This window comes from Candidatus Sphingomonas colombiensis (assembly GCA_029202845.1).
Taxonomy (GTDB): domain Bacteria; phylum Pseudomonadota; class Alphaproteobacteria; order Sphingomonadales; family Sphingomonadaceae; genus Sphingomonas; species Sphingomonas colombiensis.
The window spans coordinates 3,026,425-3,048,586 of sequence record CP119315.1; the positions used below are offsets into that span (position 1 = coordinate 3,026,425).

General features: G+C 63.3%; 20 protein-coding genes and 1 pseudogene. 10 read left to right on the forward strand and 11 right to left on the reverse strand.

The window, feature by feature from the left end; all coding sequences use genetic code 11:
• Position 1: 1 nt before the first annotated feature.
• The 3 genes from rpoD to P0Y64_14635 are packed head-to-tail and all read right to left on the reverse strand — an operon-like array spanning position 2 to position 4,421.
• Entirely contained in the window at positions 2-2,026 is a 2,025-nt protein-coding gene (gene rpoD / locus P0Y64_14625) for an RNA polymerase sigma factor RpoD (protein WEK42604.1), read from the reverse strand.
• Complete coding sequence (gene dnaG, locus P0Y64_14630; protein ID WEK42605.1) at positions 2,026-3,909, reverse strand: DNA primase; 1,884 nt, start codon at positions 3,907-3,909, stop codon at positions 2,026-2,028. The genes rpoD and dnaG overlap by 1 nt, the downstream gene beginning before the upstream one ends.
• Before the next feature lie 59 nt (positions 3,910-3,968).
• Entirely contained in the window at positions 3,969-4,421 is a 453-nt protein-coding gene (locus tag P0Y64_14635; GenBank protein ID WEK45062.1) for a GatB/YqeY domain-containing protein, read from the reverse strand.
• A gap of 143 nt (positions 4,422-4,564) precedes the next feature.
• On the opposite strand from P0Y64_14635, the gene carA reads away from it, so the two are divergent.
• The 3 genes from carA to greA all read left to right on the forward strand — a co-directional run bounded on the left by carA (position 4,565) and on the right by greA (position 9,681).
• Positions 4,565-5,737, forward strand: coding sequence for a glutamine-hydrolyzing carbamoyl-phosphate synthase small subunit (gene carA, locus P0Y64_14640; GenBank protein WEK42606.1), 1,173 nt, complete (start codon positions 4,565-4,567; stop codon positions 5,735-5,737).
• A 57-nt stretch (positions 5,738-5,794) separates the two neighbouring features.
• Positions 5,795-9,127, forward strand: a complete 3,333-nt coding sequence (carB, locus tag P0Y64_14645; protein WEK42607.1) for a carbamoyl-phosphate synthase large subunit — start codon at positions 5,795-5,797, stop codon at positions 9,125-9,127.
• A gap of 77 nt (positions 9,128-9,204) precedes the next feature.
• Positions 9,205-9,681 carry a transcription elongation factor GreA gene (gene greA, locus P0Y64_14650; protein WEK42608.1) on the forward strand — a complete coding sequence of 159 codons (477 nt, stop codon included), beginning with the start codon at positions 9,205-9,207 and terminating at the stop codon, positions 9,679-9,681.
• 257 nt (positions 9,682-9,938) lie between these two features.
• Here greA and P0Y64_14655 read toward each other — a convergent pair whose 3' ends face one another.
• The 5 genes from P0Y64_14655 to P0Y64_14675 all read right to left on the reverse strand — a co-directional run bounded on the left by P0Y64_14655 (position 9,939) and on the right by P0Y64_14675 (position 11,878).
• Positions 9,939-10,172 carry a DUF4170 domain-containing protein gene (locus P0Y64_14655; protein ID WEK42609.1) on the reverse strand — a complete coding sequence of 78 codons (234 nt, stop codon included), beginning with the start codon at positions 10,170-10,172 and terminating at the stop codon, positions 9,939-9,941.
• Positions 10,173-10,212: 40 nt separating this feature from the next.
• Complete coding sequence (locus P0Y64_14660; protein ID WEK42610.1) at positions 10,213-10,689, reverse strand: hypothetical protein; 477 nt, start codon at positions 10,687-10,689, stop codon at positions 10,213-10,215.
• A complete protein-coding gene (locus P0Y64_14665) occupies positions 10,686-10,973 on the reverse strand; it encodes a hypothetical protein (protein WEK42611.1) in 288 nt (95 codons plus the stop codon). The genes P0Y64_14660 and P0Y64_14665 overlap by 4 nt, the downstream gene beginning before the upstream one ends.
• Before the next feature lie 68 nt (positions 10,974-11,041).
• Positions 11,042-11,386 carry a phage holin family protein gene (locus P0Y64_14670; protein WEK42612.1) on the reverse strand — a complete coding sequence of 115 codons (345 nt, stop codon included), beginning with the start codon at positions 11,384-11,386 and terminating at the stop codon, positions 11,042-11,044.
• A 3-nt stretch (positions 11,387-11,389) separates the two neighbouring features.
• Positions 11,390-11,878 carry a hypothetical protein gene (locus P0Y64_14675; protein WEK42613.1) on the reverse strand — a complete coding sequence of 163 codons (489 nt, stop codon included), beginning with the start codon at positions 11,876-11,878 and terminating at the stop codon, positions 11,390-11,392.
• Between the two features lie 134 nt (positions 11,879-12,012).
• On the opposite strand from P0Y64_14675, the pseudogene eno reads away from it, so the two are divergent.
• Positions 12,013-13,295, forward strand: a pseudogene (eno, locus tag P0Y64_14680) (phosphopyruvate hydratase).
• A 43-nt stretch (positions 13,296-13,338) separates the two neighbouring features.
• On the forward strand, positions 13,339-13,653 hold the full coding sequence (locus P0Y64_14685) for a septum formation initiator family protein (GenBank protein WEK42614.1): 315 nt from the start codon (positions 13,339-13,341) through the stop codon (positions 13,651-13,653).
• Between the two features lie 11 nt (positions 13,654-13,664).
• Here P0Y64_14685 and P0Y64_14690 read toward each other — a convergent pair whose 3' ends face one another.
• Positions 13,665-15,062: an MFS transporter gene (locus P0Y64_14690; protein WEK42615.1), complete on the reverse strand. Its 1,398-nt coding sequence runs from the start codon at positions 15,060-15,062 to the stop codon at positions 13,665-13,667.
• Between the two features lie 75 nt (positions 15,063-15,137).
• Here P0Y64_14690 and P0Y64_14695 point away from each other — a divergent pair, with 75 nt between their 5' ends.
• Both P0Y64_14695 and P0Y64_14700 read left to right on the forward strand, forming a co-directional pair.
• Complete coding sequence (locus P0Y64_14695) at positions 15,138-17,237, forward strand: prolyl oligopeptidase family serine peptidase (protein ID WEK42616.1); 2,100 nt, start codon at positions 15,138-15,140, stop codon at positions 17,235-17,237.
• 50 nt (positions 17,238-17,287) lie between these two features.
• On the forward strand, positions 17,288-17,632 hold the full coding sequence (locus tag P0Y64_14700; GenBank protein WEK45063.1) for a hypothetical protein: 345 nt from the start codon (positions 17,288-17,290) through the stop codon (positions 17,630-17,632).
• A gap of 100 nt (positions 17,633-17,732) precedes the next feature.
• Here the strand turns inward: P0Y64_14700 and P0Y64_14705 are convergent, their stop codons facing one another.
• Both P0Y64_14705 and P0Y64_14710 read right to left on the reverse strand, forming a co-directional pair.
• A complete protein-coding gene (locus P0Y64_14705) occupies positions 17,733-18,260 on the reverse strand; it encodes a glycine zipper 2TM domain-containing protein (GenBank protein WEK42617.1) in 528 nt (175 codons plus the stop codon).
• Positions 18,261-18,350: 90 nt separating this feature from the next.
• Entirely contained in the window at positions 18,351-20,663 is a 2,313-nt protein-coding gene (locus tag P0Y64_14710) for a UvrD-helicase domain-containing protein (GenBank protein ID WEK42618.1), read from the reverse strand.
• 137 nt (positions 20,664-20,800) lie between these two features.
• On the opposite strand from P0Y64_14710, the gene P0Y64_14715 reads away from it, so the two are divergent.
• From P0Y64_14715 to P0Y64_14725, 3 genes are all read left to right on the forward strand, one after another.
• Positions 20,801-21,202, forward strand: a complete 402-nt coding sequence (locus tag P0Y64_14715) for a GFA family protein (GenBank protein WEK42619.1) — start codon at positions 20,801-20,803, stop codon at positions 21,200-21,202.
• A complete protein-coding gene (locus P0Y64_14720) occupies positions 21,202-21,588 on the forward strand; it encodes a nuclear transport factor 2 family protein (GenBank protein ID WEK42620.1) in 387 nt (128 codons plus the stop codon). Before P0Y64_14715 ends, P0Y64_14720 begins: the two co-directional genes overlap by 1 nt.
• Positions 21,589-21,649: 61 nt before the next feature.
• On the forward strand, positions 21,650-22,162 hold the full coding sequence (locus tag P0Y64_14725) for a hypothetical protein (protein WEK42621.1): 513 nt from the start codon (positions 21,650-21,652) through the stop codon (positions 22,160-22,162).

Genomic DNA, 22,162 nt, shown 5'->3' on the forward strand with positions numbered 1-22,162 from the left:
TTTACTGATCGAGGAAGGAGCGCATCTTGCGGCTGCGGCTCGGGTGCTTGAGCTTCCGCAGCGCCTTCGCCTCGATCTGCCGGATGCGCTCACGCGTCACGCTGAACTGCTGGCCGACCTCTTCCAGCGTATGATCGGTGTTCATGCCGATGCCGAAGCGCATGCGCAGCACGCGCTCTTCGCGCGGGGTGAGGCTGGCGAGGACGCGGGTGACGGTTTCCTTCAGGTTCGCCTGGATCGCGGCATCCACCGGGATGATCGCATTCTTGTCCTCGATGAAATCGCCGAGATGCGAATCCTCCTCGTCGCCGATCGGCGTTTCGAGCGAGATCGGCTCCTTGGCGATCTTCATCACCTTGCGCACCTTCTCCAACGGCATGGAGAGGCGCTCCGCCATTTCCTCCGGCGTCGGCTCGCGGCCCTGCTCGTGGAGGAACTGCCGGCTGGTGCGGACCAGCTTGTTGATCGTCTCGATCATGTGAACCGGGATACGGATCGTGCGCGCCTGATCGGCGATCGAGCGCGTGATCGCCTGCCTGATCCACCAGGTCGCATAGGTCGAGAATTTATAGCCGCGGCGATATTCGAACTTATCCACCGCCTTCATCAGCCCGATATTGCCCTCCTGGATCAAATCCAGGAACTGCAGACCGCGGTTGGTGTATTTCTTCGCGATCGAGATGACGAGGCGGAGATTGGCCTCGACCATCTCCTTCTTCGCGATCCGCGCCTCGCGCTCGCCCTTCTGCACCATGTTGACGATGCGGCGGAATTCGCCGAGCGCCATGCCGGTTTGCTGCGAGATTTCCGAAATCTCGGTGCGAATGCGATCGACGGCCGGTGCTTCGTTGGTAGCGAAGGCGGTCCACTTCTTGTCGAGGCCGTTCACGGACTGGATGAACGTGTCATCCAGTTCGTGGCCCATATAGCGCTCGAGGAAATCCTTGCGGTTGACCTTGTGCCGTTCCGCCAGACGCAGCATCTGGCCGCCCAGCGCGGTCAGGCGGCGGTTGAAGCTGTATAGCTGATCGACGAGATATTCGATCTTCGCATTGTGAAACTGGACGCTTTCCACCTCGGCGGTGAGATCTTCGCGCAGCTTCTGATATTTGCGTTCTTCCGCCGCCGAAAGCTCCCCGCCGGCGCCCATCGCGTCGAGCCGCTGGCCCTGCATCTTGGAGAATTTCTTGTAGATCGCCGTGATGTTGGCGAACTTCTCCAGCGCCTGCGGCTTGAGCGTTTCCTCCATCTGCGCGAGCGAGAGGGTGTTATCCTCGTCGTCGTCGTCGGATGGACGCGGGGCGCGACGCTCGGTCAGCCCGTCATCATCGTCGGCTGCGGCCTCTTCTTCCGGCTCTTCCTCTTCCTTGTAGGTCGGGCCGGTGCTCGATGCGCTGATCTCGCCGTTATCGTCTTCTTCGGCGCCGGCCACCTGCTCGGGCGACGGGCCTTTGGACAGCATCGCATCGAGATCGAGGATCTCGCGCAATTGCATCGCGCCTTCGTTGAGAGCGGTCGACCAGTCGATGATCGCGTTGAAGGTGATCGGGCTTTCGCACAATCCCAGGATCATCGTGTCGCGGCCGGCCTCGATCCGCTTGGCGATTGCGATCTCGCCCTCGCGCGACAGCAGCTCCACGGCCCCCATCTCGCGCAGATACATGCGGACGGGATCGTCGGTGCGATCGATCGTCTCTTTCTTCTTCTCGATGACGGGCGCGTTTTCCTGATCGGAGTCGACGGCATCGACCTCGTCTTCGGATTCCTGCTCTTCGCCGTCTTCGCCCTGCTCGTCGTTCTCGACGATGTTCACGCCCATTTCATTGAGCGCGGACATGATATCCTCGAGCTGATCGGAGGACATCTGGTCCTGCGGCAGCGCCTCGTTCAGCTGGTCATAGGTGATGTACCCGCGCTTTTTGGCGCGAGCGATCAGCTTCTTGACGTTCGCGTCGTTCAAATCGATCAGCGGAGCATCGGCCACATCCGTCGTATCATCGCCACCGCTACCGTTTACCTTCGCCATCAATCGTCCTCGGCACCAAAAGCGCGGGCGTCTTCGTTCGACTGCACGAGATTTGCAAGCCGAAGCTCCAACGCCTGCTTTTCCTTCACTAACGTCACCTGTCGCTCAAACGCCTCGTCGGTAAAGCGCGCCTGCATCGCGGAAGTTGCATCCGCGAGCGCCGCATTCACCTCAGGGCCTGCCACCAGAATCGCGATTGCCTCGTCGAGGTCTTCGCGCGCCCGGCTTTCATCCCCTGTTCGCTGCGTAAAGCTGTATGGCATCTTATCGGCCCGAAGCAGGTCGGAAGCGACCGTCTCGAAACCCGATTTCCCTAATATGGTCACGAGTCGCTGGCTATCAAGCGCCCGATCTTCCAGCGCGACATCGACAACCGCCTCGAACAATCGCCCGAGCGCGCCATCGACCAGGCGCAAGCCGCCCAACACCTCCATGTGTCGCGCGATTTCCGCCGGGTGGCGGATCAACCCGGCGAGCACGGCCTTGGCCAGAACGCGATCGATTCCGCCGACGGCGCGCATCACCTTCACGTCCTCGGTGATCGGCGCTGGCGGCGGCGTCCAGCGTTGACCGGGCCGGCGATCGCCGCGTTGGCCGGGCGCGCGCGGCGTAAAGCTGGCGCGCGGACGGGTGAAGGCATCATCGAAGCGATGACGAAATTCGTTCTGATATTCGTTGCGAACCGATGGATCGGCGATCGACTGCGCCAGTTCGCCCAACCGGCGACGCAGCCCCGCGCGCTGTTCCGGCGTGGTGAGCGGCTCGGCGGCGAATTCGTGCTTCCACAGGCGATCGACCAGCGGCTCCGCCTCGCGCACCAGCGTCTCGAACGCCGCGATACCCTTGGCCTTGACCAGATCATCCGGATCCATCCCGTCAGGGAGCGTGACGAAGGCAAGGCTGCGGCCGGGGGCGAGCATCGGCAGCGAACGATGCGCCGCCCGGATCGCGGCCTTTTGCCCCGCGCTGTCGCCGTCGAAGCACAGGATCGGCACGTCGACCATCTGCCACAGCCGCTCAAGCTGATGCTCGGTAAGCGCGGTGCCGAGCGGCGCGACCGCCTCCGCGATGCCGGCCTGCGCCAGCGCGATCACGTCCATATAGCCTTCGACGACGAACACGCGGTTCGCCTTGCGCGCGGCGGGCGCGGCGCGATCGAGGTTGTAGAGTGTGCGCCCCTTGTCGAACAACGGCGTGTCGGGAGAGTTGAGGTATTTCGGCTCGCCATCGCCGATCACGCGTCCGCCGAATGCGATCACACGCCCGCGGGCATCGCGGATCGGGATCATCAGCCGACCACGGAAGCGGTCGTAGGGATCCTTGTTCTCGACGCTGATCAGCAACCCGGCCTCGATCAGCGCCGCATCGCCATATTCCTTGAGCGCCGTGCGGAGCTTCCCGCGGGCATCGGGCGCAAAACCGATGCCGAACAGGCGCGCCGTTTCCGCCGAAAGCCCACGTCGCTCGATCAGCGCACGCGCGTCCCCACCAGAAATGCCGGATAGCTGCGCGACGAACCACGCCTGCGCTTCGGCCATCGCGTCGTGCAGGCCCTTCTGCCGCTCGGCTTTTTGTGCGGCGCGGGGATCAAGGGCGGGGAGTTCAAGACCGGCAGCGGCGGCGAGTTCCTTGACCGCATCCATGAAGGGCAGGCCGCGCTGATCGGTCATCCAGCGAATCGCATCGCCATGCGCCGAGCAGCCGAAACAGTGATAAAAGCCCTTCTCGTCGTTGACGTAGAAGCTGGGCGTCTTTTCGTTATGGAACGGGCAGCAGCCCTTGTGCTCGCGCCCCGCCTTGGTGAGCTTCACCGTCTTGCCCACCAGGGCAGACAACGAGGTGCGGGAACGCAGCTCGTCAAGAAAGGCGGGCGAGAGACTCACACACGCATTATAACCTATGCGCCGGAGGCCCTCGCTCCGCAATTGTAAAATGTTTCAGTTCAGCTCAGCGCGGCCTTCACCAGCCCGCTTGCCTTGGACATATCGAGCACGCTGGCGTGGCGCGCTTTAAGCTCCGCCATCACGCGGCCCATGTCCTTCATGCCGGACGCGCCCAGCTCTGCCTTGATCGCTTCGATCGCCGCGCTGGTATCCGCCTCGCTCAATTGTTGCGGCAGGAAGCGCTCGATCACCGCGACCTCATTCTCCTCGGCCACAGCCAGTTCCTCGCGACCGCCTTTGCGGTACATCTCGATCGACTCGCGGCGCTGCTTCACCATCTTTTGCAGCACCTCGACGACCAGCGCGTCGTCATCGGTTACGGCGGAGCCGGTGCGCGCTTCGATATCGCGATTCTTGATCGCGGCCTGCATCAGGCTGACTGCCGCGCGGGTTTCTTTGTCGCCGGCTTTCATTGCGGCGATCTGGGCTTGCTTGATGTCGTCTCGAATCATGTCGTCCATGTTAGATCGGCTTCCGCCTGAGCGGAAGTCGCGGCGCAGAAGACCACGCTTCCGGTTGACGCGAAGGGGGCAAAGGCTTAGCGGGCGGGGCTTAGCGACATCGCTGATCCAAACCAACGGAGTGCCCGCCGATCATGGCCGACGCCAAGCCCTTTGACGTGCCCGAAGGCGCCACCGGCGTCATAGTTCTCGCTACCGGTGAAGTCGCCTGGGGTCGAGGTTTCGGAGCCGAGGGCGAAGTGGTGGGGGAAGTGTGCTTCCACACCGCGATGACCGGCTATCAGGAGATCATGACCGACCCCAGCTTCGCGGGGCAGATCATCACCTTCACCTTCCCGCATATCGGCAATGTCGGCGCGAATCCCGACGACGTGGAGGCCGACGAGCCGCACGCGCTCGGGATGATCGTACGCGAGGACGTGACCGCGCCCTCCAATTTTCGCAGTGTCGAGCGGCTCGACGGCTGGATGAAGCGCCACGCCCGCGTTGGCGTATCGGGCATCGACACCCGCGCGCTGACCCGTCGCATCCGCACCGGCGGGGCGCCTAACGGCGTGATCGCGCACTCCGCATCAGGCAAGTTCGATATCCCGCTGTTGCTGGAAATGGCGCGCGGCTGGCCGGGGCTCGAGGGGATGGACCTCGCCAAGGCGGTGACGACAGAAACGCATTATGGCTGGGGCGAGACGCGCGAAGGCGGCGTCTGGCGGCTCGGCTTCGGTTATGCCGGGATCGACGGCGGCGAGCGGCCGCATGTGGTCGCGGTGGATTACGGCAGCAAGCACAATATCTTCCGTAATCTTGTTCAGGCAGGAGCCAAGGTGTCGGTGGTGCCGGCGACGGCGAGCTATGACGAGATCATGGCGCTCGGCCCGGACGGCATTTTCCTGTCGAACGGCCCCGGCGATCCTGCGGCGACTGGCGAATATGCCGTTCCGGTGATCCAGAAGCTGCTGGAAACGGGCAAGCCGCTGTTCGGCATCTGCCTCGGCCATCAATTGCTGGGGCTGACGGTCGGCGCGAAAACCACCAAGATGTTCCAGGGCCATCGCGGCGCGAACCATCCGGTCAAGCGACTGTCCGACGGCGCGGTCGAGATCACCAGCATGAACCACGGCTTCACGGTGGATAGCGAAACGCTGCCCGAAGGCGTGCGCGAGACGCATGTGTCGCTGTTCGACGGCAGCAACGCCGGGCTGGAATTGACCGATCGGCCGGCGTTCAGCGTGCAATATCACCCGGAAGCCTCGCCGGGGCCGCAGGATAGTTTTTATCTGTTCGAGCGGTTCGTGGGGATGCTGCGGTGACGCAAGACGCCGCAGCCCATTCTGAACGCCTGACCTTCCGCCGGATCGACTGACACCATGCCCAAACGTACCGACATCTCCTCCATCCTCGTCATCGGCGCCGGCCCGATCGTCATCGGTCAGGCGTGCGAGTTCGATTATTCGGGCACGCAGGCGATCAAGGCGCTCAAGGAAGAGGGCTATCGCATCGTCCTGGTCAATTCGAACCCGGCGACGATCATGACCGACCCCGAGCTGGCCGACGCGACCTATGTCGAGCCGATCACGCCGGAGGTGGTCGCCAAGATCATCGAGAAGGAGCGCCCCGATGCGGTGCTGCCGACGATGGGCGGGCAGACCGCGCTCAACACCGCGCTCGCGCTGTTCAATGACGGCACGCTTGAGAAGTTCGGTGTGACGATGATCGGCGCTGATGCGGAAGCGATCGACAAGGCGGAAGACCGGCTGAAGTTCCGCGACGCGATGGACAAGATCGGCCTCGAATCCGCGCGGAGCCATATCGCGCATAGCGAAGCGGATGCGCTGGCCGGGCTGGAGAAGGTCGGTCTTCCCGCGATCATCCGCCCAAGCTTCACGCTGGGCGGCACCGGTGGCGGCGTTGCCTATAACCGCGAGGAGTTCCTCGAAATCGTCCGCAAGGGCCTTGATGCGTCACCGACTAATGAGGTGCTGATCGAGGAATCGCTGCTCGGCTGGAAGGAATATGAGATGGAGGTGGTCCGCGATCGTGCGGACAATTGCATCATCATCTGCTCGATCGAGAATATCGATCCGATGGGCGTCCATACGGGCGACTCGATCACCGTCGCGCCGGCGCTGACGCTGACTGATAAGGAATATCAGATCATGCGTAACGCCAGCATCGCGGTGTTGCGTGAAATCGGCGTGGAAACAGGCGGTTCTAACGTACAGTTCGCGGTCAATCCGAAGGATGGCCGCCTGATCGTGATCGAGATGAACCCGCGCGTGTCGCGCTCGTCCGCGCTGGCGTCCAAGGCGACCGGCTTCCCGATCGCCAAGGTCGCGGCGAAGCTGGCGGTTGGCTATACGCTCGACGAGATCGAGAATGACATCACCGGCGCGACGCCGGCGAGCTTCGAGCCGACGATCGATTATGTCGTCACCAAGATCCCGCGCTTCGCCTTTGAAAAGTTCAAGGGCGCGGAGCCGGTACTGGGCACTGCGATGAAGTCGGTCGGCGAAGTCATGGCGATCGGCCGCAACATTCACGAATCGATGCAGAAGGCATTGCGCGGGCTCGAAACCGGCCTGTCCGGCTTCAACCAGGTCGATCGCCTTGTCGGTGCGCCGCGTGCCGAGATCGAGGCGGCGCTGGCGGTGGCGACGCCGGATCGGCTGCTCGTTGCGGCGCAGGCGCTGCGCGAGGGGTTCACCGTCGCGGAAGTCAATGCGATTGCCAAATACGATCCGTGGTTCCTTGAGCGGATCGCGGAGATCATCGCGGCCGAGCGCGATGTAACGCAACACGGCCTGCCGATCGACGCGGCGGGGATGCGCCGGCTGAAGTCGATGGGCTTCTCCGATAAGCGGCTCGCGTGGCTTGCGCTGCAATCGGCCAATCTGCGCGGAATGGAGCGTGGCATCGCTCGCGGCTCCGGCCTGATTCACGAGGCGGTCGTCGCGATGACCGGCGGCGTGACCGAGGATGAGGTGCGCGCGCTGCGCCACCGGCTCGGCGTGCGCCCGGTGTTCAAGCGGATCGATACCTGCGCGGCGGAGTTCGATGCCAAGACGCCGTATATGTATTCGACGTATGAGGCGCCTAGCTTCGGCGAGCCGGAGAATGAAGCGCTGCCGTCCGAGCGGCGCAAGATCGTCATCCTCGGTGGTGGTCCGAACAGGATCGGGCAAGGGATCGAATTCGATTATTGCTGCTGCCACGCGTGCTTCGCGTTGGCGGACGCCGGGTTCGAGACGATCATGGTCAATTGCAACCCGGAAACGGTGTCGACCGACTATGACACTTCCGATCGCCTCTATTTCGAGCCGCTGACGGCCGAAGACGTGCTGGAAATCCTCCACGTCGAGCAATCGAAGGGCGAACTGGTCGGCGTGATCGTCCAGTTCGGCGGCCAGACCCCGCTCAATCTGGCGCGCGCGCTGGAGAATGCGGGTATCCCCATCCTCGGCACCTCGCCCGATGCTATCGATCTGGCGGAGGATCGCGAGCGGTTCGCGGCGCTTGTGAGCAAGCTCAAGCTGCTCCAGCCCGCCAATGGTATCGCGCGCAGTCGTGAAGAAGCACTGATCGTCGCCGAGCGTGTCGGTTATCCAGTGCTGATGCGTCCGAGCTACGTGCTCGGGGGCCGCGCGATGGAGATCGTCGACGGCCCGGTGCAGCTTGAAAATTATATTCAAACTGCGGTGCAAGTGTCTGGCGATGCGCCGGTTCTGATCGATCAATATCTGCGTGATGCGATCGAGGTGGACGTGGATGCGATCTGCGACGGGGATGACGTCGTGGTCGCCGGCGTGCTCCAGCATATCGAAGAGGCAGGGGTCCATTCGGGCGACAGCGCCTGCTCGATCCCGCCTTATTCGCTGACCGCGGACGTGGTTGCGGAGATCGAGCGGCAGACCGAGGCGCTGGCGCGCGGGCTCAACGTGCGCGGGCTGATGAACATCCAGTTCGCGGTGAAGGACGGCAAGGTTTACCTGATCGAGGTAAACCCGCGTGCCAGCCGCACCGTGCCGTTCGTCGCCAAGGCCATCGGCGCCCCGATCGCCAAGATCGCCTCGCGCGTAATGGCCGGCGAGAAGCTGCGCGATCTGCCGAAGATCGATCGTGACATCGATTATTTCGCGGTCAAGGAAGCGGTTTTTCCGTTCAATCGCTTCCCCGGTGTCGATCCGGTGTTGTCGCCGGAAATGAAATCGACGGGTGAAGTGATGGGAATCGCTAGCGATTTCACCACCGCTTTCGCCAAGTCGCAACTCGGATCGAGCGTTGTGCTGCCCACGTCCGGCGCTGCATTCGTCAGCGTGAAGGACGGCGACAAGGAGCATATCGTACCGGCGGTGCGGGAACTGGTCGATGCGGGCTTCACGATCGTGGCGACCGGCGGGACGGCGGACCATCTCGAAGCCGCCGGTTTGCCGGTGGAGCGGGTGAACAAGGTCGCGCAGGGCCGGCCGCATATCGTCGATCGGATCAAGGATGGCGGGATCGATCTGATCTTCAACACCACCGAAGGGTGGCAGAGCCTGAAGGATTCGCAACCGATCCGGGCTTCGGCGCTCGCGCAGAAGATCCCGTATTTCACCACGGCGCCCGCTTGCGTCGAAGTGGCGAAGGCAATTGCCAGTTCGGCGATGCGCAACCTTGAAGTCAGGCCGCTGCAGTCTTATTATTCGCAGTCGCACAATTGATCCCCGACATAGCAGGACGGTGCGAAGCGGTTAATTAAAAGCCGCTGGCGAAGGGGTTTTGACGAAGGGATTGCGTGATGGCGACGGTCGAGAAGATGCCGATGCTCCAGGAGGGCTACGAGAAGCTGAATGCTGATCTGAAGCGCCTGAAAGCGGAGCGTCCGCTGATCGTTGATGCGATCGAAGAAGCGCGGGCGCATGGGGATTTGTCGGAAAACGCCGAATATCATGCGGCGAAGGAGCGCCAGGGGCAGGTCGAGGCGCTGATCGGCGACATCGAGGACAAGCTGTCGCGCGCGCAGATCATCGATCCGAAGGACCTTTCGGGCGATAAGGTGGTGTTCGGCGCGACGGTGACCCTGCTCGATGACGCGGACAAGCCGGTGCGATATCAGATCGTCGGCCAGACCGAGGCGGATGCGAAAACCGGGCGCATCAGCTATAATTCGCCGCTCGGCCGCGCGCTGATCGGGCGCAGCGTCGATGACGAGGTTGAAGTATCGGTGCCTGCGGGCGACCGTTACTACGTCGTGGCGAACATCGAATTCATCTAAACGCAAGAAGCCGTTGGGGATGATGAGCGTGCCGGGCGCGTGATAGCGTCTTGCCCGGCGCGTTCCTCCGGACGGTTGGGCGGGGTTCTTCCTGCCGCATACGACAAAGCGCTGCCTTTTCTTGCGAGAGAAGGCAGCGCTTTGTCGATTCCGGGGGAGTAGTGCTTTGGCGCGGCGCTACGCTCATCGGCGGCACCGCATTCCGCAGTCTTCCGGAACAATGCCGGGGAAACGGCGGAACGATCAGGAGGGGGCGATCAGCCCGCGCTGCCCGGCTTCAGCAGATCCGGCTCAAGCAGGCGGTGGAGGTGAACCACCACATATTTCATTTCGGCATCGTCGACCGTGCGCTGGGCGGACGCGCGCCATGCCTTTTCGGCGCTGGCATAATCCGGAAACACGCCGACGATGTCGATCGACGCGAGATCTTCGAATTCAAGGGTGCGCGGATCGGCGACACGGCCGCCGAAGACGAGGTGAAGCTTACTCATGCGCGCGCCCTAGACCCGAGGGGGTGTGAAAGGGAAGGGGTCAATGCGACCCCATCCCCTCTTTGCCTGCTTTAGTGGCGGCATTGCCGGCCGAACTGGCCGCTTTTACCAGCCCGTCGAGCAGCGATTTGGCCTGACTGCGCGCTGCATCCTTGTTGATGCCGAGCGAGTCGAGTTCGCTCTTGCCCGCGCTCTTGGCGGCGGCGATCGCGGAGGCGGCGGTGGCGCCGACCCGCTTGCCGATCGGCGCGAGCAATTCCTTCTCGCGTTTCCCACGCGGGATAACGGCCGCAACCAATGCGCCGAGCGCAAGCCCGCCGACGATCACGCCGATCGGATTGGTCTCGACCGTCTCGGCGGTGCGCTGCGCCGCGTTGCGGGCACGATCGCGCGATGCTTCCACCGCGCCGGTTGCGCGGGAGCGGGCACCCTCCAATGCCGAGGAAGCCTTGTCGCGCGCGGAATCGAGCCCATCGCGCAACTTGCCGTGAGCGTTTTCGGTGGGAGCGTCGGTCATCTCTCTGTCCTTTCCGCGCGAGGCGGGTGTGCTGATTTAACGCGCGCCGCGCGCGCCGGTTTCTTGCGATCGCGATGAGATTTTCGTGCCGTGTCGATCAAGTTGCCGATATGGCGACGGCCGAGGAAGGCGGCAAGAAGGGCGATGCCGCCCGCGATCTTTCCGGGGTGACGCTTCGCCGCATCCACGCTCGCGTCGAGTGCTCGCCCGCCGGTGTCGCTGATGCGCTCGATCGCTTCCTGCGCGACATGACGCGGAGCCAGCCGCATCTGGAGCACGCCCAAGGTTTCCGTCATCCTTTCCCGCGCATCGGCAACGCGGGCTTCGGCGCGATCGATGTCGGTCAGCTCAGTCATGGGCGCGGTGCCCGCTGGGAGAGCTTGCCCTTGCCGAGCAAGGCGAGCGTCGCGGCGATCAGCAGCACGACACCGCAAACGATCGCGGTTGCGATCCCGGTGCCGGTATGCGGCGCGATCGTCCCGATCAGCCCGACGAGCAACGCGATCAGCGCCGCAAGCGCCAGCAGCGCCGCCGCCGCGAACAGGATCGCCGCGTCACGAAAGAGCGCGACGCTGGTGCTGACGCGCGCCTTCATCAGGCCGATCTCGGCGCTGGCCACTTCGCGCGCGTCCCCGGCAAGCTGACTTACGAGATCAGCAATCCCGGCGTCGACAGTCGGACGATCCCCCTCCGCCACGCGTCAGGTCCGGTCGCGCTGGTCCAGCCCGGCGGTGAGCAGGCGGGCGACAACAAAGCCGACCGCCGCCGCCGCGCCGATCGCGACGCCCGGGCTTTTGCGCACCAGATCGCGCGCGCTGTCGATCAACTCGTCGACACTGTGCTCGTCGAGATGGCTCGAGAAACCCTGCACCTTTTCGGCGGCGGTGCGGGCATATTGGCCATATTGCTCGCCCAGCTTGTCATCGACCTGACCGGCTGCATCGGTGAGCAGTTGCGAGAATTGTTCCAGCGCACTGGTGGCGCGGGCCTTGCCGTCCTCAGCGAGCCCGCGCGCCTTATCGCCTGCTTGTTCGCGAAACTTGGCGGTATTGTCCGTCAACGCCTGCTTCGCGTCCGTGAAACGCCGGCCATCGCCATTCTTGAGAGAATCGGCCGCTTGCGCCGTGGCATCGCTGGACGCGGGCGTCACGTCGCTGTCGGTCATGGGCTTAAGCGGGGTATCGGACATCGTCGAAATCCTTCCTTGGTCACCATGACAACCCCGTCCCATGCGCGGAGGTTCCATCGTGAATTGCAGCCCGGCGGCCGCACGGTTAGAGGCAGCGCGAACCGCTATTCTCTCCATCGTAGAAGGATCGTTTCGTGACAGCAATCATCGACGTCCATGGCCGCACTATCCTCGACAGCCGAGGCAACCCCACCGTCGAAGTGGACGTGCTGCTGGAGGACGGCAGCTTTGGGCGCGCCGCGGTCCCTTCCGGCGCCTCCACCGGCGCGCATGAAGCCGTGGAGAAGCGCGACGGCGACAAGTCGCGCTGGCTCGGCAAGGGCGTCGATCAGGCGGTGGATAACGTCAACGGCGAGATCGCCGAGGCGATCGTCGGCTTCGATGCCGAGGATCAGATGGAGCTGGATCTACGCGCTGATCGAACTCGACGGCACGGAGAACAAGGGGCGGCTCGGCGCTAACGCGATCCTCGGCGTCAGCCTCGCGGTGGCGAAGGCGGCCGCGGATGCGCGCGGTCTGCCGCTCTATCGCTATGTCGGCGGCCCGGCGGCGCATGTCCTGCCGGTGCCGATGATGAACATCATCAACGGCGGCGAACACGCCGACAATCCGATCGATTTCCAGGAATTCATGATCATGCCGGTCGGGGCGGAGAACATCGTCGAGGCGGTGCGCTGCGGTGCGGAGATCTTCCACACGCTCAAGAAGGGGCTGCACGAAAAGGGCCTCGCCACGGCAGTGGGCGACGAGGGCGGTTTCGCGCCGAACCTTGCCAGCACGACCGATGCGCTGGACTTCATCATGACCTCGATCGAGCGCGCTGGATACAAGCCCGGCGAGGACGTGATGCTGGCGCTGGATTGCGCGGCGACCGAATTCTTCAAGGACGGCAAGTATGTCATCGCGGGTGAGGGCAAGACGCTCGAGCCCGGCGCCATGGCCGATTATCTCGCCGATCTCGTCGCGCGCTATCCGATCCTCTCGATCGAGGACGGCATGGCCGAAGACGATTTCGAGGGCTGGAAGGCGCTGACCGATGCGGTTGGCGGCAAGGTTCAGCTTGTCGGCGACGATCTGTTCGTAACCAACCCGAAGCGGCTGCGTGACGGCATCTCGCGCGGGCTGGCCAATTCGACTGCTGGTGAAGGTTAATCAGATCGGCACGCTGACCGAGACGCTGGAGGCGATTCGGATCGCCGAGCGTGCCGGCTATACCGCCGTGATGAGCCACCGTTCGGGCGAGACCGAGGACGCGACCATCGCCGATCTCGCGGTCGCGACGAATTGCGGCCAGATCAAAACCGGCAGCCTCGCGCGTTCGGATCGGCTGGCCAAATACAACCAGTTGATTCGTATCGAAGAAGAGCTTGGCCATGTCGCGCATTATGCCGGCCGCGACGTGCTCAGGAATCGCTGAAACAACTTGATAAACGGCCGGTTTCGCGCGAGAAAGCTCGTTAATGCGTCGCCGGCCGTCAACCTTTCTTGTAACGCTGAAGCGCGCGGCTCTTCCGGCCGCCGCGCTCACCGTCATGGCCTTCTTCGGCATCTATGCCGTCGCGGGGCCAAATGGCGTGCTCGCACTCGGCGATTACAAGCGACAGCTGGTGAAGCGCGAGCATGATTATGCCCAGCTCGATCAGCGCCGGCTGATGCTGCGCAACCGCGTCGCGTTGCTCGATCCGCGCCACGCCAATCCCGATATGGTTGACGAGCTGGTGCGTCGTGAGCTGAACGTCGCGCATCCCGACGAAGTGATCGTCCCACTCCGCTAAGCGGCAATGCCTCAGTAGCGCGTCTGCCGCAGCGTCGGGATTTCGTCCCGCGTTTCGGCGAGCGACGGATTGCGGATCGAGGGGCGTAGCCGCGCGATGCTGCACAGGCCCGCGATCAGCGCGAAGCCGGCCGAGATCATCGGCGGTACGCGCCCGGTGCCGACGCCGAATGCGAGCAGCGCCGCCACCAGCGTCGCACCCGTCGTCTGGCCGGTCAGGCGGACAGTGGAGACCAAGCCGCCAGCCGCGGCCGCCCGCTCACGCGGGGCCGAGCCGATGATCAGCCGGGCGTTCGGCGGCAGGTAAGTGCCGAAGCCGGAGCCGCACAGCGCCATGCGCCATGCTACGTCGAAAAAGGTCGGATGCGCCGGCATGAACGCGATCAACACCAATGCGATGACCGACACCACCATGCCGATCCCGCCGAGCAGGCCAGCGGGAACGCGATCGGAAAGATAGCCGGCAAGCGGCGCGACGATCATATTGGTCATCGGCCATGGCGCGATCATCGCACCGATCTCCGCCGCCGAAAATCCCAGCTCCTGCAATCGGAACGGGGTGGAGATCAGCAGCGTCATGGACGCGGTAAAGGCGATGAAGCCGCCGATCGCGCTCAACCCCAGCACGGGGCGTGCGAGCAGATCGACCGGCAGGATCGGATTGGCCTCGCGGCGCTGGCTGCGCACGAAGGTGAACCCGACGATGATGCCGGTCAGCACGATCGCGGCGGACACGACCGGGCTGTCGCCGTGAACGCCGCTTTCCAGCCCACCGATAATCAGGCCGAACATCGCGGCGCAGGTGATCGCCGCCGTCACGTCGAACGAGGCATGGCGTGGCGCGGGATCGGGGATCGCGCGCCCGAGCAACAAGCTGACGATCGCGAAGGGAATCGCGCTTGCGAACACCCATGGCCATGGCGCGAATGCCAGCACGATGCCGCCGATGGTCGGCGCGGCGGCGGCCGAACTGGTCACCACCACCGAATTGATCGCAAGCCCGCGCCCGAGCTGGTTCGATGGATAGATCTGCCGGATCAATGCGGAGGAGACGCTCAGCACCCCGGCTGCTCCCAGTGCCTGCACCGCGCGCACGATCAGCAAGAACGGCAGGCTTTTGGCGAAGAAGCACAAAAGCGTCGCGATCGTGAAGATCAACTGCCCGCCCTGATACGTTCGCTTCAGCCCGATCCGCTCGCCCAGCCCGGCAAAGGGCAGCAACAGCATCACCAGCATCACCTGATAAACGGTGACGATCGACACGACAGAACTGTGCTCCACGCCCAGATCATGCGCGATGGTCGGCAACGCGACATTGGCGACACCGCCATCGATGACGACAAGCGCTGATCCGAAGGACATCGCGGCGATCGCGGCGTAACGCCGCGGGAGAGGGAGGCCGTCGTGCATTACATTCCTCGATAGCGCCGATTGCGATCATCGCAATCGCTTGGCATGACGCTTTTTTTGAGGAGCGCTTCGCCGATGCGTCATCTCACGCTGGCTTTCTGCCTCGTTGCCCTTGCCGCCGGACCGGCGCTCGCGCAGACGAAAAAGATGACGGACGATCCCTATATCTGGCTCGAAGACAAGGACGGCGCCAAGCCCCTCGCCTGGGTTGAGAGCGAAAATGCGCGCGCGCTGGCTCGGCTGGAGAGCGATTCGCGTTTCCGCACTTATTATGACGAGGCGTTCGCCATCGCATCGGCCAAGGATCGCATCCCGATGCCGGAGCAGGTGGGCGGGCGTATCCTGAATTTCTGGCGCGATGCGGAGCATCCGCAAGGCATCTGGCGCTGGACGAGCGAGGCGGATTACGCCGCCGCTTCGCCTGAATGGACCACGTTGCTCGATCTCGACGCGCTGTCGAAGGCGGAGGGCAAGAAGTGGGTGTGGAAGGGCGCGACCTGCCTTCAGCCCGAGGAGCGGCTGTGCCTCGTCCAGCTTTCCGAGGGCGGCGAGGATGCGGTGGAGCTGCGCGAGTTCGATCTCGTGACCGGCCGGTTCGTCGATGGCGGTTTCCACCTGCCGACATCGAAACAGGGCGCGACCTGGATCGACAAGGACAGTTTGCTCGTCTCGCGCGATTGGGGGCAGGGGACGATGACCGCGTCCAGCTACCCCTTCGTGGTCAAGCTGGTGAAGCGGGGCCAGCCGCTCGATCAGGCGATCGAGGTTTTTCGCGGGCAGCAGGATGACCAGCTCGGCAGCTATGCCGGGACGTTGACCGACGCGGCCGGCAACCGGCTTGTGATGATCGAGCGGCGCAACACCTTCTTCGGCGGCGAAAAGTTCGTCTGGACGCCGGCCGGCACACGCAAGCTCGACGTGCCGGCACGGGCCTTCGCAAGCGGGATGGTCGATGGCCGGGTGGTTTTCGAGACGAGCGATCCGTGGGGCGACGTGGCCGCCGGCGCGATCGCCTGGGTGCCGTTGGCGGAGTTGAACGCGGGCAAGCTCAGTCCCCGCGTGCTGTTCGCGCCCGATGCGCGGCAATCGGTGCAGGGGGTGGCGACGACGCGCGATCGGGTGCTCGTCACCTATATCGACAATGTGCGCGGGCGGCTGGCGAGCTTTGCGGCGTCCGGCGACGGCTGGCGACAGACCGCGCTGCCGGTGCCGGAAAACATGAGCGTCGGCATCGTCAGCACCACTGATCGCAGCGACAAAGCCTTTGTCGCGATCAATGGCTTCGCCACGCCGACGATCCTCGCCGCGGTGGATGCGGCGACGGCAGACGCGCCGGTCACCCTCAAGACCTTGCCCGCGCGGTTCGACGCGACGGGCGTGAAGGTCGAGCAATATGAGGCGGTGTCGAGCGACGGCACGAAGGTGCCCTATTTCGTCGTGCTGCCGAAAGACGCGAAGCTCGATGGTACCATGCCGACGCTGATGACGGCTTATGGCGGGTTCGAGCTTGCGCGGTTGCCGACCTATCTCGGCGCGACCGGCAAGATCTGGACGGAGCAGGGCGGGGCGTTCGTGCTCGCCAATATCCGGGGCGGCGGCGAATTCGGGCCGAAATGGCATGACGCGGGCCGCAAGACCAAGCGGCAGATCATCTATGACGATTTCGCTGCGGTCGCGCGGGATCTGTTCGCGCGCAAGATCACCAGCACCAGAAAACTGGGCATTTATGGCGGGTCGAACGGTGGCTTGCTGATGGGGGTCGAACTCACCCAGCACCCCGAATTGTGGAATGCGGTGACCATCCAGGTGCCGCTGCTCGATATGATGCGTTACGAGAAGATCGCGGCGGGCGCCTCATGGGTGGACGAATATGGTTCGGTCAGCGTACCAGCGGAACGCGCCTTTCTTGAAAAAATATCGCCTTATAACAATCTAAAGCGCGGCGTTGCTTATCCGGAACCTTATATCTGGACGACAACCAAGGACGATCGCGTCGGGCCGCAGCACGCGCGCAAATTCGCGGCGCGGATGAAGGAATATGGGCTGCCATATCTGTTTTATGAGGATATTGCGGGCGGACATTCTGGAGATGCGGATATCGCGCAGGGCGCACGATTGCAGGCGCTTCAGATGGTTTATTTCAGCCAGCGGCTGATTTGGCCGGCAACAAAATAAGCTAGCAAAGGTTATTGCTGCATCGCAGCAGAGCAATTAATATGACCGACATGAAGCTCAATTCCGAGGAGGATCGCGTGGCCTCCGCCCCCCCGGCGGGAATGCCGATCGTGTTCGAGGCAATCGTCAAGCGTCAGGCGCTGGCGGCGACCTATAATCGCGGCTCGATCACGATCGCTCCGCATGTCGTCTATACCAAACATGGTGAGTTGTACGTCGATGCGATCACGCTCGATCGTGACGGCAAGCCGCCGCGCGAAGAGAAGATCGGCGCGTTCAAGATCGCCGGCCTTGGTGGCTTGCGGATGACACCGCGCCGCTTCGAAGCATCCGAATTGTTCGATCCGTCCGACGCGCGCTACGCTGGCGTGACGTTGCTCGCGATCGAGCGCTGAGCTTCGTCCTCGGTCCGAAAGGCCGATGGAACAGCTGAAATTTGCTGAAACCGTGCCCGGCACCGGATGCGCTCCATGTCGCATCCGGTGCCGGCGCGTATCATTGGCAGCGCAACGACGAGTTCTTCTGGTCGATCGACTTGCCCGCCAATGCGCCCGCCGCACCGCCCAGCAAGGTGCCGACGATACGGCTGCGGCCGCCATCGATCACATTGCCTAGGATGCCGCCGACCGCACCACCGACCACAAGCCCGGTCGTGCCGTCGCTGCGCTTGCAATAATAACGGCCGTCGTTCCCGGAATAGACGCGCTCATCGGTGCCCATCGCGCGCTCCTGATATTGCGTGCCGCCACGATAGTAGCGCGACGGATCGTAACCGTTTTCGTCGCGCCAGCCCTCGCTGCCGTTATAGCCGTTGTCTGCGCGCGGCGGCGGGTAGCCGCCCGGATTGCGGCGCGAAATCTGAATGTAGCGATCATATTCCTGACGGAACACATTCAGTTCTCGATCGAAACGATCCTGCGCCGCGCGGAAACGCGCTTCGTCAGCGGAAGATTGCGCCAGCGCGGGCATCGCGCCGGTGAGGCTGGCGGCGACAAGGGTCGCGCCTAGAAACCGGGTAAGCATTTTCGAAAACCTCCCTGGCCCGGATCGGGCGAACATGAATTATTGTGCCGCAACCGTATCTTTCCTGAACGGCTCGGAAAAACGGAAAATTCAGCCAGAGGTGCTGACGAAACTGTCCATCACGCGTTTGCGCCCGGCATTTTCGAATTCGATCTCCAGCTTGTTGCCTTCGATCTCTACAATTTCGCCCGCGCCGAATTTCTGGTGAAACACCCGCATCCCCACCACGAGGTCGCTGCGCCCCTTGTTGCCAAGGCTGACCGACGGCGAGCGACTCTCCACCACGCGCGTCGGCTCGCGCGTGAAGGTTCGGCTTTTCCACTCGCCGCCTGGCTTGGTGCCGAGATTACCCGCCGCGCGCTGCCAGCCGGGGCCACGCCCCGTGCCGCGCGCGACTTCAGCGAAAGGATCGGCGCGTTCGGACCAATTGGCCCGCCACAGGCTCGCGCCACCCGACATGGTGGTTTCCTGCTCGATATGATCGTCGGGCAGTTCTTCCACGAAGCGGGATGGGATCGACGAGGTCCATTGGCCGTAAATGCGACGATTGGCGGCATGGAGGATCGTCGCGCGCCGCCGTGCGCGTGTGATCGCGACATAAGCGAGCCGACGTTCTTCCTCGAGGCTGCGGACGCCCCCCTCATCCAGCGCCCGCTGTGAGGGGAATACGCCTTCCTCCCAGCCGACGAGGAACACGGTATCGAATTCCAGCCCCTTGGCGGCGTGGATGGTCATGATGGTGACCTTCGCTTCCTCGCGCGCGCCTTCATTGTCCATGACCAGGCTGACGTGTTCGAGGAATGCGCCGAGGCTTTCATATTCCTCCATGGCACGGGCCAGTTCGTTGAGGTTTTCCAGCCTGCCGGCGGCCTCGGTCGATTTCTCGGCCTGCCACATCGCGGTATAGCCGCTTTCGTCGAGTATCTGTCGTGCGAGATCGGGATGCGACAGATCGCGCGCCATCTCGCGCCAGCGCATGATATCGCCGACGAAATTGCCGAGCGCCCGGCGCGCCTGCGGGGTCAATTCATCGGTATCGAGGATACGCGCGGCGGCGGCGCTCAGCGGCATCCCTTCCGCGCGAGCGAGTTGGTGAAGTCGCGCGATCGCCTTGTCGCCCAGCCCGCGCTTGGGCGTGTTGACGATCCGCTCGAACGCGAGATCGTCCGCCGGCTGGTTGACGATGCGCAGATAGGCGAGCGCGTCGCGGATTTCCTGCCGCTCATAAAAGCGGAAGCCGCCGACGATGCGATAGGGCAGACCGATCGCGATGAAGCGGTCTTCGAACTCGCGCGTCTGATGCTGGGCGCGAACGAGGATCGCCATCTCGTCGAGGCTCTTGCCGTTGCGCTGGCACGCCTCGATCTCGTCACCGACGCGACGCGCTTCCTCCGGCCCGTCCCATACGCCGATGACGCCGACCTTCTCGCCAACGTCGATATCGGTCCACAACGTCTTGCCGAGCCGGCCGCTGTTGTTCGCGATCACGCCGCCCGCCGCGCCGAGGATATGCGGTGTGGAGCGATAATTCTGCTCCAGCCGGATCACCTTCGCGCCGGGGAAATCGCGCTCGAAACGCAGGATATTCTCCACCTGCGCGCCGCGCCATGAATAGATCGACTGGTCGTCATCGCCGACGCAGCAGATGTTGCGCCGCTCCTGCGCCAGCAGCCTGAGCCAGAGATATTGAACGCTGTTGGTGTCCTGATATTCGTCCACCATGATATAGCGAAAACGCTGCTGATAATGCCCCAGCACCTCGCGATCGGTACGCAGGATCGTCAGCGCGTGGAGGAGCAGATCGCCGAAATCGCAGGCGTTCACCGCCTTCAGCCGATCCTGATACTGCTGATACAGTTCGCCGCCGCGCCCGTTGCCGTAACGCTCGCTCTCCCCGGCATCGATATCCCTTGGGGTAAGACCCTTGTTCTTCCATTCGTCGATCAGGCCGGCCGCCTGCTTTGCCGGGAAACGCTTCTCGTCGATCCCGGCGGCGGCAATGAGTTGCTTGAGCAGCCGCAACTGATCGTCGGTATCGAGAATGGTGAAGTTCGACTGCAGCCCGACCAACTCGGCATGGCGACGCAGCATCTTCGCGCCGATCGCATGGAAGGTGCCCAGCCACGGCATCCCCTCCACGGCATCGCCGACCAGCCGCCCGACGCGTTCCTTCATTTCCCGCGCCGCCTTGTTGGTGAAGGTGACGGCGAGGATTTCGGAAGGATAGGCTTTGCGCGTCCACAACAGATGCGCGAGCCGCGCGGTCAACGCGGCCGTCTTGCCCGTGCCGGCGCCGGCGAGGACGAGTACAGGGCCTTCGGTGGTCAGCACCGCATCACGCTGCGGCGCGTTCAGCCCGGTGAGATAGGGCGGGTCATCGGGTGTGGATACTGGTACGGTCACCGTCGAACAGGTAGGGAACGAACGCCGTTGGGGCAAGCGTGCTTTGGGCACGGAGTGGCCTCGACCTGGGCGTAAAGGAGCTTGCCTTGGCGCGCGCATCGTGAGAACAAAGTAAAAACATTGTCAGGAGGAATTCGATGTCGATCACAGGCAAATGCCATTGCGGCGCGGTGACCTGGCGCACCGAGGGTGAGCCGAAGCATCACGCGTTATGTCATTGCGACGATTGCCGGCGCTGGTCCGGTGCTCCGATGGTTGGCTGGATCGCTTTCGGCGAAGAACAGGTGATGATCGAGGGCGAGACGAATGCCTATCATTCGTCGGAAACCGGAACCCGCGAATATTGCGCCAAATGCGGGACCGGTCTGTTTTATCGCAACCCCACGGCTTTGCCGGGGATCGTCGATATTCAGTCCGGCACGATGGACGATCCCGAAGCGTTTCCGCCCGGCGCACATATCATGGTCCGGCATCGGCTGAACTGGGTGAAGGGGATGGAAGCACTTCCCGAATTCGCCACTTATCCGGGGATGGACTGATGGCTGCGCTCGATCCGATCGCCGGCTGGCACGATTATATGCACGCGCCATCGAAGGAACGACTGGCAGCGCTGCTGCACGATGATTGCGTGTTCCAAAGCCCGGCTGTGCACACGCCGCAGGCAGGAAAAGCGTTGACGATGAAATATCTCCTCGCCGCAGCCGAAGTGCTGGGCGGCCCGGCGTTCCATTATGTCGGCGAATGGCGCGCGGAGCGGTCCGCCGTTCTGGAGTTCGAATGCGCGGTGGATGGCAAATACGTCAATGGCGTCGATATCATTGCTTGGGATGAAGCCGGGCTGATCACCGGGTTCAAGGTGATGATCCGTCCGATCAAGGCATTCGATGCCGTGGTCCCGCGCATGGCCGCCGCGCTGATGGCCTAGCGGAAGGGGCGGTGAAGAGATCATCCATGGTGCCCATGGTAAGGCAGGTCGGATTTTGCGGATGAATCGCGTCGTCGAAATAGTCGTCAACGATCGGATGCAGCACGGTTATCGCTACACGCGTTCCGCCCCGATGGGGGAGGACTTCGATCCGGACTTTCTGCCCGAACTGACGCCTTCCGATATGCTCGATTTGGGTGTGTTCTGCGGAAAATACATGACGGATTGCAGGGCGGAGTTCCCCGCGAGCTGGTTCGAAAATGCCAAGCTGGCCCTTCAACGCCCGGATTGTTCGTTAAACTATTTCGGCGTGCGGGCGAGTGTTCCGCTCCGCATCTGGATCGAGAAGGGGTGGATACATCCAGACGATCCACGCGGCTGGTTCCAATGGTATTGCCGATATTATTCGGGACGAAGGATGCCGGAAGAGGATCGCCGCCAGATCGCGCGCTGGCGGGCCTTCAGGCGTCATGCGGCGCAGGTTCGCAAACACTGTAATCCGGGGGATCCGTTTTGCCGCCCAAGGCAAAGACAGGCGTTGCTTCAATGGGCTTATGACAGCCGGCTTCTCTAG